We start from the raw sequence: 11,830 nt of genomic DNA, 5'->3' as shown, positions 1-11,830 counted from the left end.
AAAGGAGGCCAGCAGGGCGGACGCCGCGAGAATACGGCGGGGGCCAGCGGCTGAGCTGCGGGATCGGAACTGGACCATCGTCAGATTTCCTCATCAGTTCGCGCTTGCGGTATTGCCTGGACCAAGCAAACCATGTGCCATTGTTGCCAAGTCTGGTACACCGCGTGAGGATTCGCAACTTGTCTATCGCGCAGAGCGAAACGGCTGATGAGGATTGCGGCAACTGGCCGCGTTGGGAGGCAGCGGCGGAGGCCGGATGGTCCGCCCCGGGCCTGGAGGCGCTGAGGCAGGAGGCCCTGAACGGCGATACCGCCGCGCTCATGGTCGTGACGCGAGGCCGGGTGCTGCATGCCCAGGGCCGCGTCGCCACCCGTTATAATGTGCACTCCATCCGCAAGAGCCTGCTGTCGGCGCTGATCGGCATCCATGTCGCGGAAGGCCGCATCGACCTGGAAGCCACGTTGGATCAGCTCGGCATCGACGACAGGTTTGGCCTGACGGCACGGGAAAAGCTGGCAACGGTGCTGGACCTGCTCTGCGCCCGCTCCGGCATCTATCATCCCAGCGGCTATGAATCGCCCTGGATGCTGTCCATCAAGCCAGCGCGGCACAGCGTCGGGCCGGGCACCACCTGGTGCTACAACAACTGGGACTTCAACGCGCTGGGCAGCATCTTCCGGCAATGCACCGGGGTGGACATCTTCACGGACTTCGCTCGACGCATCGCCACCCCCTGCGGCATGCAGGACTTCGAGCCGGCGCGTGACGGGCAGATCGTCGAGCTGCCCGATTCACAGCACCCTGCCTATCCCTTCCGCATGACGGCGCGGGACCTCGCGCGCTTCGGCCAGATGTTCCTGGAAGGCGGGCAGGGCATCGTGCCGGCGGACTGGGTGCAGATCAGCACGCTGCCGATCTCCGAGGCCGGCTATCGCGGCGCCTATGGCTATATGTGGTGGGTCTCGCGCGCCGGCATCCTCTTCCCGCAGGTGAAGGTGCCGGAGGGCAGCTATTCCGCGCTGGGCGTGGGGGGGCATTTCGTCACCGTGCTGCCGGCGCTGGAAACGGTCGTGGTGCACCGCGTCGATACCGATCAGAAGGGCCGCGCTGTCTCCATCGCCCGCTACGGGCGCCTGCTCTCCCTGCTCCTGGCCGCCGCGCCACGCTGAACCGAAAGCATTGCCGAACCGATGACCAAGCCTCTCCGCATCGCCGTCATGAAGTTCTCGCACGAGACGGTAACCTTCCTGCCTTCCGACACCACCGTGGACGACTTCACCTACCAGGGCTCCCCCGCGCGTGGCGCGGCGCTGCTGGCGCATGAGCCGCGTTCCTACGTGGGCGGCTTCGTGAAGGTGGCGCGCGAGTTCCCGGATGTGGAGCTGGTCGGCATCGAATCGCCGCTGGACTCCAAGCGCGGCACCGGCTCCGGCTGGATCACCAACGAAGCCTTCGAGACCTTCGTCGGCCGCATGGTGGAGGAGTTGCGGGAGCAGGGGCCTTTCGACGGCGCCTATCTCTCCCTGCACGGTGCCATGGGCGTTCGCGGCGTGCCACGTCCGGAGGCCGAGATCGCCCGCCGGGTGCGGGAGGCCATCGGGCCGGAGGCGCGCATCGCAGCCACCTTCGACCCGCATGGCAACGAGGACGAGGAATTCCTCCGTCATGCCGACATGGCCTTCTCGGTCAAATACTACCCGCATTACGACAGCTACCTGCAAGGTGAGCGCGCGGCGCGGATGCTGGTGCGCTCCCTGCGCGGCGACTACACGCCGGCGCATGTGACGCGGAAGGTGCCCGTCATCTCGCCGACCGTGCTGCAATGGACCGGCGCCTCGCCCTGGATGGACCTGATCCAACGCGCCCTGGTCTGGGAGGCTCGGGAGCCGGACACCTATGTGAATGTCTTCTTCGGCTTCCCCTGGTCGGATGTGCCGGATGTCGGCATCACCATCCAGGTGCTGACCAATGGCAAGCCGGACCTCGCCCAGAGCGTGGCCGAGGACATGGCGCAATTCGCTTGGCGTCAGCGCGAGGCCCTGCTGAACACCGCCAAGGTGCATTCCATGGCCGAGGGCGTGCGGCTGGCGAAGCAGGCCGTGGCCGATGGCGCCACGCCCGTGGTGCTGGCCGACCACAGCGACCGCTCCGGCGCCGCCACCTGGCTGCTGCGGGAGATCCTGGCGCAGAACTGCGCGGATACGCTGGTGGCCACCGTGATGGATGAGGAAGCGGTGGACACGCTGCTCGCCCGTGGCGTGAAGCCGGGCGATGCTTTCGACATGGCCATCGGCGGCCGCTTCGATGAATCCGCCGGGGAGCCGGTGCGGGTGCGGGGCACTGTGCTGCATGTCAGCGAAGGGCTGCGGCGCGGGGCCGGGCAGAAGTGGGTGGCTGTCCGCTTCGGCGAGGGCAATGTGCTGGTGATCAGCCCGCGCCTGGTGCAGATCATCGAATTGTCGGAACTGCGCGAGCGCGGGCTGGAGCCGGGCGACTTCAAGATTATCGCCATCAAGTCCCGTGTGCATTTCCGCCGCGGCTTCCATGACACCGGCTTCGCGCCCACCATCCTGCTGGTGGAGCCGGAGCAACCCTTCCTCGGCACCGTGCGGCTGGAAGCGCTGCCCTATCAGCATGTGGTGCTGGAGAACTACTACCCCTACGGCCAGCCGGATTTCGCCTGACCCTGAGGCCCCGGCACGCCGAAGCGCCGCCGGGGCCTCACGGCTTCAGCCGGTCTTGTTTCCGGCCTGGATGGCCTCCGCGAAGGAGGGATCGAGCAGGTCGGCCGCCTTAACCGCCGTCCGCACGAGGCGTGCGCGGGTGTAAAGGTCGATGTTCTTCTGCTCATCCGTCACCACGCTCTCGTCGATAGGCACGACGCGCGTCTGGGCCCGGCGGAACCAGAGTTCCGCCACCGGCTCCGGGATATTCATCAGCGCCGACCAGGTGCGGGCATAACCGGCGGGATTGGCATTGGCCCAGTTCCGCGCGGCGGCCAAGCGCCGCACGAAATCCGCCAACTCCGGCCTGCGGCTGGCGATGGCGTCATTCCGCGCCGCCTGGAAGCCGAGGCCCGGAGTGATGCCAACGCCATTCGCCACGCGGCGGGCGCCGTTCGTCAGTTCCTCCTGCGCTACATAAGGTTCCCATGTGGACCAGGCATCCACGGCGCCGCTGGAATAGGCCGCCTTGGCATCGGCTGGCAGCAGGAAGACCACTTGCACCGCATCCAGTGGCAGCTTGGCATTCTCCAATGCCGCCAGCACCAGCTGGTGCCCGATGGAGCCGCGACCGGTGGCGATGCGCTTGCCCTTCAGGTCTTGCAGCGACTGCACAGGGCTGTCCTTCGGCACCAGGATGGCGAGGCCGTCCCGGTTCTCCCGCGTCGCGGCAATGGCCTTGATCGGCACGCCGGCGGCGGCGCCGAAGGTGAAGGGCGCGTCACCCACCAGGCCGGTGTCGATGGCGTCGGCATTCAGCGCCTCCACCAGCGGCGCCGCGGCGGGGAATTCGCTCCAGGCGATGCGGCCTTCCAGGCCCTTCAGCACCCCGGCGGCTTCCATCACGGCGCGGGCATTGCCGCGCTGGTCGCCCACGCGCAGCGGCGATTGGGCACGGGCCAGATGCGGCATGGCCAGTGTGGCGGCGGCAGCACCCAGCAGCAGCGAGCGGCGGCGGAGGATGAGGGAGCTACTCATTCAGCCGCCACCTTATGCGCCAACCGCTCGGCCACCAGCCGGCGGGTGGTGGGGAGCAACTCACGGCCGTAGTCCACGGCATCCTCCAGCGGGTCGAAGCCACGGATCAGGAAGGTGGTGACGCCAAGCGCATGATACTCAAGGAAGGCCTCGGCCACCTGCTGCGGCGTGCCCACCAGGGCGGTGGTATTGCCACGCGCGCCGGTCTCGCGGGCGATGGCGGTGTAGAGGCGCCCCTCCGGCCGGTCCCCCTGCGCGGCGGCGGCCAGCAGGCGCTGGGAGCCGGTGTTCTGCGGCGAAGGCCCACGGCCCAGTGCCGCCTGCCCACGCACCTCGCGCACGCGCGCCAGGATGCGCTCGGCCTTGGCCCAGGCGGCTTCCTCGGTCTCGGCCAGGATGGGGCGGAAGCTGAGGGAGAAGCGCACGTCATTCTCCCGCCCATGCTTCGCGGCCTCGGCCCGCACGCGGGTGACGATCTCGCGCACCTGCGCCTGCGTCTCGCCCCAGAGGGCATAAACATCGGCATGCTTGCCGGCCACGCGCAGCGCGGCATCCGAGGCACCGCCGAAATAGATCGGCGGGCGCGGCCGCTGCACCGTCTTCACTTCCGGCGAGGCGCCCTTGATGCGGTAGTACTCGCCCTGGTGGTCCACCGGCTTCTCGCCGGTCCAGATGGACTTCAGGATTGAGACATACTCATCCGTGCGGGCGTAGCGCGCGTCCTTATCCAGCCAGTCGCCGTCGCGCGCCTGATCGGTATCGTCGCCGCCCGAGATGACGTGGATGGCGGCGCGGCCGTTGGAAAGCTGGTCCAGCGAGGCGAAGGAACGGGCAGCCGTTGTCGGGGATTGGAAGCCCGGCCGATGCGCCACCAGGAATCCGACCTTCCTGGTATGTGCCGCCGCATGGGTGGCCAATAGTAGCCCATCCGGCCCGTTGCTGTACCAGCCGATCAGGATGCGGTCGAAGCCGCCTTCGTCATGCGCCTGGGCCGAGGCCACCAGATAGCCGGGATCGATCGCCGCACCCTGGGCCGGATGGATCTCCGACTGCTGGCGCGGCTGAACCATGCCGATGAATTCGATGTTCTGCGATGCGGACATGATGTTTCCTCCTCGGCTCAGGCAGCATGGCGGAGGACATCGTCCTCGACGCCCAGTTCCGTCAGCAGGCGGCGGCGCAGGGTGGCGAAGGCGGGTTCGCCATGGCTGCGCGGGCGCGGCATCTCCACCGCGATGTCGGCGGCGATGCGGCCCTGGTCCAGCACCACCACGCGGTCGGCCAGCAGGATGGCCTCGTCAACGTCATGCGTGACGATCAGCGTGGTCGGGCTGTGGGCGCGCCACAGGTCCAGCACCAGCGCGTGCATCCGGATGCGCGTCAGGGCGTCCAGCGCCGCGAAGGGCTCGTCCAGCAGCAGCAACTGCGGCTCGCGCACCAGGGCGCGGGCGAGGGCGGCACGCTGCGCCTCACCGCCCGAGAGCGTGACGGGCCAAGCGTCGCGGTGCCGGGCGAGGCCGACTTCGCCCAGGGCGCGCTCCGCCCGCTCCTGCGCCCCGGCAGAGGGCAGGCCGATGGCGACATTCTGCCAGACCTTCTTCCAGGGCAGCAGGCGCGGCTCCTGGAAGGCGGCGGCGACGGCGGCGGGCAGGGTCAGCCGCGCATCGGCCGGCGCCGGGTCCAGCCCCGCCAGCGTCCGCAGCAGCGTGGTCTTGCCGGAACCGCTGCGCCCCAGCAGCGCGGTGAAGGAGCCGGGCTCCAGCACGAGGTCGAGGTCATGCAGCACCGTGTTCTCGCCGAAGCGGCGGGTGAGGCCCTGGATGACGACATCGCGGGAGGATGTGTTGCTCATGATCCTCAGCCCTTCAGCAGGTTGGGGCGCCAGGCGAGGGCGCGGCGTTCCAGCGCCCGCACCAGGGCATCGGCGCCCAGGCCCAGCAGGGCGTAGACCACCAGCCCGACGACGATGATGTCGGTGCGCAGGAAGTCCCGCGCGTCATTGATCAGGAAGCCGATGCCGGAGGTGGCGTTGATCTGCTCGGCGATCACCAGGCTCAGCCAGGCGGTGCCCAGCGCGTAGCGCAGCCCCACCAGCGCCGAAGGCAACGCCCCGGGCAGGATGACGTGCCGCACCAGCCCGCGCCGGTCGAGACCGAACATCTTGCCGGCCTCCACCAGCTTCGGGTCCACGCCACGGATGCCGGCGAAGAGCGTCAGGTAGATCGGGAAGGTGGTGCCCAGCGCCACCAGGGCGATCTTCGGCGTCTCGCCGATGCCGAACCACAGAATGAAGAGCGGCACCAGCGCCAGGAAGGGCAGGGTGCGCAACATCTGCAAGGGCGCGTCCACCACTTCCTCACCGATGCGGGAAAGGCCCGCCACCAGCGCGAAGCCGGTACCTAGCGTCAGGCCGATGGCCAGGCCGGAGACGACGCGTGTGAGCGACACCATCAGGTGGTGCGGCAGTTCGCCGGAGAGCAGCAGCTCCCAGCCGGATAGGATCACCGTGGCCGGGGAGGCGAGGGTGCGCGGGGAAATCAGGCCAAGGCTGGAAGCCACCTGCCACAGCAGCACCAGCACCAGAGGGGAGAGGAAGCGGCGCAGCTTGCGCAGGTCCGGCATGGCGCGGCCGGCGGGCGTCTGCCGGGCACGGGGCAGCGAAAGGGACTGCTTGGGAAGGCTGATGGCGTGCGTGTCAGGCATGCGGGCTCCTTCACGGCTGGCGCCGTGGAAAGGACGAACAGGAATGATCAGCGGGTCAGGTCAGCGCCGGCGGCGACATCGTCCGTAAGAGGCGCGGGCCCGGCAGCCAGGGCCGGTGCCGCGCATTCGATGTCCGGTGCGGTGCATCATGGCTGTAAAGATACGCAGCCAATGGGCGCCGTTAAATGGTTGTGTTTCCCGAAGTTTTCGCGCGAGGCGAAAGGCTTGTCCTCCCGCCAGGGCGCCGGAGAGAAGTTTATTCTTCCTCCTCCGTATCCCCCGCCCGCTCGCCCTGCTGGCTACGGTCCCGGAAGGCGCTGCGCTGCAGCGGATAGGCGGTGGTGTGCTTGATTCGCTCCATCGCGAATCGGGATGTCACGTTGCGCAGCGGCACGGCGGCGATGAGGCTTTTGTAGAAGATGTCAAAGGCCGCCATGTCGGCCACCGCCACGCGCAGCATGTAGTCGATCTCGCCGGCCATCCGGTAGACCTCCATCACCTCCGGCATGGCGGCGACGGTGCGGGCGAAGCGGTCCAGCCATTCCGGCGAATGGTCGGCGGCTTCGATGGCGACGAAGACGATCAGCCCGACGCCCACCTTCTCCGGTGCCACCAGCGCCACGCGCCGCGCCAGCACACCGCGCGCCTCCAGCTTCTGCACGCGCTTCCAGCAGGGTGTCGAGGAAAGGCCGACCCGCTCCGCCAGTTGCGCCAGGGAAAGGCTGGCATCCTCCTGCAACAGTGTCAGCAGCTTGCGGTCGATCTCGTCCATCATGGCCTGCGCCTCCACCCGGGGCGGGAAATCTGCGGGTGATGCGCGGCCGCTGTCCAGCGGGCGGCCGTGCATGGCTGCTGGCACGGCGGATGCAGGGGAGGCGGCAGGAGCGCGGGCAGATCAAGGCCACAGGCTCCCGAACCAGATGCGCCACCGAGGCGCCGCCATTGTTTTGAGCAGGTGGCCGCCGCGCTGGGCGGCGATGCCGGGAAGGATGTGACGAATGGACCGACGGAGTTTTCTGCTTGGCGCCGCGTTGACGGCCCCGCTGATGGCGGGCGGCCTGTCCCACCCGGCATTGTCGCAGGGCGCGGCATCGCGCACGCTGCGCTTCGTGCCGCAGGCGAACCTCGCCAATTTCGACCCGATCTGGGGCACGCAGCTTGTTGTGCGCAATGCTTCCGCCCTGGTGTGGGACACGCTCTACGGCGTGGATGAGCAGATCGAGCCCCGGCGCCAGATGGTGGAATCGGAGGAGGTCTCGGCCGATGGCCTGACCTGGACCTTCAGGCTGCGCCCTGGCCTGAAGTTCCACGACAACGAGCCGGTGCGCGCCCGCGACGTGGTGGCCAGCCTGAACCGCTGGGCCGTGCGCGACCCCATGGGCCAGATGATCCGCGCGCAGCAGAATGAGCTGGTGGCGGTGGATGACCGCATCTTCCGCTGGTCCCTGAAGACGCCTTACCCGAAGATGCTGCTGGCGCTGGGCAAGACCAATGCGCCGCTGGCCTTCATCATGCCGGAGCGGATCGCGAAGACCGATCCCTTCCAGCAGATCAAGGAATATGTCGGCTCCGGCCCCTTCCGCTTCGTGCGGGAGGAATGGGTGCCGGGCGCCAAGGCCGTTTTCGCGAAGTTCGACGGCTATGTGCCGCGCGAGGAGCCGGCTTCCTGGCTGGCGGGAGGCAAGCGCGCCATGGTGGACCGGGTGGAATGGGTGGTGATGCCCGACCCCGCCACCGCCGCCGCCGCCTTGCAGAGCGGCGAGATCGATTGGTGGGAGAACCCCATCGTGGACCTGCTGCCGGTGCTGCGCCGCTCCCGTGACGTGGGCATCGGCATCGCGGACCCGTTGGGCAATATCGGCACGCTGCGGATGAACCACCTGCAGAAGCCCTTCAGCGACCCGCGCGCCCGCCGCGCCCTGATGCTGGGCCTGAGCCAGGAGGATTGCATGATCGCCCTGGTGGGCGAGGACCGCAGCCTGTGGCAGCAGCTTGGCGGCTACTTCACGCCCGGCACGCCCTACTACACCGAGGAAGGCGGCGAGATCCTGAAGGGGCCGCGCGACATGGACAAGGCGCGCGCCATGCTGAAATCCTCCGGCTATGACGGGGAGCCGGTGGTGATGCTGGTGGCGCAGGACCAGTCCATCACCAAGGCCTTCGGCGATGTCACGGCCGAGGCGCTGAAGCAGATCGGCTTCAACGTCGATTTCGTGGCCACCGACTGGGGCACCGTCGGCACCCGCCGCACCAGCAAGGCGCCGACCTCGGAAGGCGGCTGGTCGATTTTCTTCTCCTGGCACGGCGGCGCCGATTGCGTCACGCCCGCCAGCTACAACGGGTTGCGCGCCCATGGTGACGGCGCCTGGTTCGGCTGGCCCAACCTGCCGGCGGTGGAGCAGGCCCGCAGCGAGTGGTTCGCCGCGCCGGACGAGGCCGCAGCCAAGGCAGCCATGGGCCGCATGAATGCCGCGGCGGTGGAAGGCGGGCTCTTCGCGCCTACCGGCTTCTTCAAGGGCTTCCAGGCCTGGCGGAGGAATGTCTCGGGCGTGGCCTCGGCGCCGCTGCCGCTGTTCTGGGGCGTTTCCAAGGCCTGACGGCACCTGCCTTCCCCGGCGCGTTGCCGGGGGAGGCTGCTTAGGCGGCCAGCCGCAGCACGGTGGCCAGGAGGCCGGGGAAGCGCTGCTCGAATTCCTCCCGCAGGGAGACCCAGCAGCGCGTGCCCTCCCGCCGGTGCTTCACCAGCCCGGCCTGGCGCAGCACCTTCATGTGGTGCGAGAGGGTGGAGGGCGCGACGGCCACCTCGAATTCCCCCCAGCCGCGTTCCCCCTGCCGGGCCAGTTCCGCCAGGATGCGCAGGCGCAGCGGGTCGCTCAGGGCCTGAAGCACATCCCCCAATGCCAGCGTGGCCATCTCCGGATGCGCATACGGCTCCTGCATACCTGCCCCTCCCTTACCAAAGGCATGTCGTTCGCCATGTATCGAACAACTGCCGGCTTCACGGCCGGTGCCTGCCTCTGGAGAGTTATACCTCATGCCGACCCTGTTCGACCCCATTCGTATGGGCGCGCTGGACCTGCCCAACCGCATCGTCATGGCGCCGCTGACCCGGGCGCGTGCCACGCCGGATACCCGCGTGCCGACCCCGGTCATGCGCGACTATTACGTCCAGCGCGCTTCCGCCGGGCTGATCATCTCCGAGGCCACCTCCGTGACGCCCATGGGCGTCGGTTACGCCAAGACCCCCGGCATCTGGTCCGCCGAGCAGGTGGAAGGCTGGAAGCGCATCACCGATGCGGTGCATGCGGTGGGCGGCCGGATGGTGCTGCAGCTCTGGCATGTCGGCCGCATCTCCGACCCCATCTTCCTGAACGGTGCGCTGCCGGTCGCGCCCAGCGCCATTGCGGCGCAGGGCCATGTCAGCCTGGTGCGCCCGGAACGCCCCTACACCACGCCCCGTGCGCTGGAGACATCCGAGATTGCCGGCGTGGTCGAGGCTTTCCGCAAGGGTGCCGAGAATGCGCAGGCCGCCGGCTTCGACGGTGTCGAGGTGCATGGTGCCAATGGCTATCTGCTCGACCAGTTCCTGCAGGATTCCACCAATCTCCGCACGGATGAATACGGTGGCTCGCTGGAGAACCGCGCGCGGCTGATGCTGGAGGTGGTGGATGCCGCCGTTTCCGTCTGGGGCGCCGACCGCGTCGGCCTGCACCTGTCGCCCCGCGGCGATTCCCATACCATGGGGGACAGCGACCCGCTGGCCACCTTCTCCCATGTCGCGCGGGAAGCGGGGCGCCGGAAGCTGGCCTTCCTGTTCACCCGCGAGCATGCCGGCGCTGACCGCATCAGCCCGCAGCTGAAGCAGGCCTTTGGCGGCCCGCTGATCGCCAATGAGCAGTTCTCGCCGGAGGAAGCAGCGGCCGAGCTCGCCGCCGGCCGCGCCGATGCCGTCAGCTTCGGCCTGAAGTTCATTGCCAACCCGGACCTGCCCCACCGCCTGCGGGAAGGCGCGCCGCTGAACGATGTGAACCCTGCCACCATCTATGCCGATGGCGCGGAAGGCTATACCGACTACCCCGCGCTGCAGGCCGCCGCGGCCTGAAGGCCGCTCCCACAGCCCCGCGCATCCCGCAGCCGGATGCGCGGGCTGGTGGAGAAGCCCCCTGGGAGACTATAACCTGGCCTTGCGCGGCCATGCGCCCGAAAGGGCGCATGCATGGCGCCTGGAGGCTAAACCCCTGCTTCCAAAGGAATGAACACCGACCAGCCGGTGGGCTCCCCAGCCGGCGACAGACAGGCCTCCCATGCAGCAGCAGCCCCAATCCGCCCTGCGCGCCGGCTTCCTGACCGAGCTTTCCGTGGCCGGGCGGAAGATGCGGACATTGTTCGACGGGCTGGTGCGGCAGCAAGGCCTGAACCTCTCGCGCGCCCGGCTGCTGCTGCAACTGGCCAGGAACGAGGCCGTCACCCAGAGCGAGCTGGCCGCGCTGCTGGAGCTGGAGCACCCCACCATCGTGCGGCTGCTGGACGGGCTGGAGAAGCAGGGGCTGATCCGCCGCAGCACCATGGATGGCGACCGCCGCGCCAAGCAGGTCAGCCTCATGCAGGCGGCCGAGGGGCAGGTCGCGGCGCTGGACGAGACGGTCGGCGCCATGCGCGGCCTGCTGCTGCATGACGTGACGGAGGAGGAACTGGAGGTCGCCAGCCGCGTGCTGCGCAAGCTGGTGCGCAATATCGAAGCCCAGTCCCCCAGCCTCCGCGCCGGCGAGGCGGCGCCGGAGGAGGCGCGCTGACAGCGCCGGGTTGGCCTGGGCCACGTCAGGCCTCAGACTGGTCGGCCCTGGCCGCCCTCCGGCCACGCCACCGGGAACCGGAAACGCCGCATGAAGAAGCTGATCAACAATCCCCGCCGCGTCGTGCGTGAGATGCTGGAAGGCCTGGCGGACCTCAACCCCGCCCAGGCCCTGCTGGAGGCGGAGGACGTGATCCTGCTGGCGGATCTTCCCCCCGCCGCCGCGCGTCCGGTGGTGGTGCTGTCCGGCGGCGGCGCGGGGCACGAGCCTGCCCATGCCGGTTATGTCGGGCCTGGCATGCTGGCGGCGGCGGTGGCCGGCGATGTCTTCACGTCCCCCAGTGTCGATGCGGTGCTGTCGGGCATCCGTGCCGTCGCGGGGCCGGCCGGCGCGCTGCTGGTGGTGAAGAACTATACCGGCGACCGGCTGAACTTCGGCCTCGCCGCCGAACTGGCCGCCGCCGAGGGCATCCCCGCCGAGGTCGTGGTGGTGGCCGATGACGTGGCGCTGCGGGATACGGTGGAGCCGGCACGGCGGCGCGGCATCGCCGGCACGGTGCTGGTCCACAAGGTGGCGGGCGCCGCCGCGGCCGCCGGCAAGCCGCTGGCGGAGGTGGCCCGGCTGGCGCGGGAG

The 11,830-nt window shown here is 69.0% G+C and carries 12 protein-coding genes; 6 read left to right on the top strand and 6 right to left on the bottom strand.

Annotated elements, in window-relative coordinates; all coding sequences use genetic code 11:
• Positions 1–179: 179 nt before the first annotated feature.
• Both IBL25_RS20795 and IBL25_RS20790 read left to right on the top strand, forming a co-directional pair.
• Positions 180–1,169, top strand: a complete 990-nt coding sequence (locus tag IBL25_RS20795) for a serine hydrolase domain-containing protein (RefSeq protein ID WP_194433787.1) — start codon at positions 180–182, stop codon at positions 1,167–1,169.
• Between the two features lie 21 nt (positions 1,170–1,190).
• Positions 1,191–2,684 carry a M81 family metallopeptidase gene (locus IBL25_RS20790; protein WP_187780420.1) on the top strand — a complete coding sequence of 498 codons (1,494 nt, stop codon included), beginning with the start codon at positions 1,191–1,193 and terminating at the stop codon, positions 2,682–2,684.
• A gap of 45 nt (positions 2,685–2,729) precedes the next feature.
• Here the strand turns inward: IBL25_RS20790 and IBL25_RS20785 are convergent, their stop codons facing one another.
• The 5 genes from IBL25_RS20785 to IBL25_RS20765 all read right to left on the bottom strand — a co-directional run bounded on the left by IBL25_RS20785 (position 2,730) and on the right by IBL25_RS20765 (position 7,179).
• Entirely contained in the window at positions 2,730–3,701 is a 972-nt protein-coding gene (locus IBL25_RS20785; RefSeq protein ID WP_187780419.1) for an ABC transporter substrate-binding protein, read from the bottom strand.
• Positions 3,698–4,804, bottom strand: a complete 1,107-nt coding sequence (locus IBL25_RS20780; protein WP_187780418.1) for an LLM class flavin-dependent oxidoreductase — start codon at positions 4,802–4,804, stop codon at positions 3,698–3,700. The genes IBL25_RS20785 and IBL25_RS20780 overlap by 4 nt, the downstream gene beginning before the upstream one ends.
• A 17-nt stretch (positions 4,805–4,821) precedes the next feature.
• On the bottom strand, positions 4,822–5,553 hold the full coding sequence (locus IBL25_RS20775; protein ID WP_187780417.1) for an ABC transporter ATP-binding protein: 732 nt from the start codon (positions 5,551–5,553) through the stop codon (positions 4,822–4,824).
• Positions 5,554–5,558: 5 nt separating this feature from the next.
• Positions 5,559–6,404, bottom strand: coding sequence for an ABC transporter permease (locus tag IBL25_RS20770; RefSeq protein WP_187780416.1), 846 nt, complete (start codon positions 6,402–6,404; stop codon positions 5,559–5,561).
• A 256-nt stretch (positions 6,405–6,660) separates the two neighbouring features.
• Positions 6,661–7,179 carry an Lrp/AsnC family transcriptional regulator gene (locus IBL25_RS20765; RefSeq protein ID WP_187780415.1) on the bottom strand — a complete coding sequence of 173 codons (519 nt, stop codon included), beginning with the start codon at positions 7,177–7,179 and terminating at the stop codon, positions 6,661–6,663.
• Positions 7,180–7,402: 223 nt separating this feature from the next.
• On the opposite strand from IBL25_RS20765, the gene IBL25_RS20760 reads away from it, so the two are divergent.
• The gene (locus IBL25_RS20760; RefSeq protein ID WP_187780414.1) at positions 7,403–9,001 is read left to right on the top strand and encodes an ABC transporter substrate-binding protein; all 1,599 of its coding nucleotides are present in this window, start codon (positions 7,403–7,405) and stop codon (positions 8,999–9,001) included.
• Positions 9,002–9,041: 40 nt separating this feature from the next.
• Here IBL25_RS20760 and IBL25_RS20755 read toward each other — a convergent pair whose 3' ends face one another.
• Positions 9,042–9,344, bottom strand: coding sequence for an ArsR/SmtB family transcription factor (locus IBL25_RS20755; RefSeq protein ID WP_187780413.1), 303 nt, complete (start codon positions 9,342–9,344; stop codon positions 9,042–9,044).
• A gap of 94 nt (positions 9,345–9,438) precedes the next feature.
• On the opposite strand from IBL25_RS20755, the gene IBL25_RS20750 reads away from it, so the two are divergent.
• The 3 genes from IBL25_RS20750 to IBL25_RS20740 form a co-directional block, all read left to right on the top strand.
• Positions 9,439–10,506 carry an alkene reductase gene (locus IBL25_RS20750; RefSeq protein ID WP_187780412.1) on the top strand — a complete coding sequence of 356 codons (1,068 nt, stop codon included), beginning with the start codon at positions 9,439–9,441 and terminating at the stop codon, positions 10,504–10,506.
• 202 nt (positions 10,507–10,708) lie between these two features.
• Positions 10,709–11,197: a MarR family winged helix-turn-helix transcriptional regulator gene (locus IBL25_RS20745; RefSeq protein WP_187780411.1), complete on the top strand. Its 489-nt coding sequence runs from the start codon at positions 10,709–10,711 to the stop codon at positions 11,195–11,197.
• Between the two features lie 90 nt (positions 11,198–11,287).
• The coding region (locus IBL25_RS20740) for a dihydroxyacetone kinase subunit DhaK (protein WP_187780410.1) at positions 11,288–11,830 on the top strand (543 nt) is incomplete at its 3' end.

Source organism: Pseudoroseomonas ludipueritiae (assembly GCF_014490445.1).
GTDB lineage: Bacteria > Pseudomonadota > Alphaproteobacteria > Acetobacterales > Acetobacteraceae > Pseudoroseomonas > Pseudoroseomonas ludipueritiae.
This window is presented reverse-complemented; position numbering and strand designations above follow the sequence as displayed.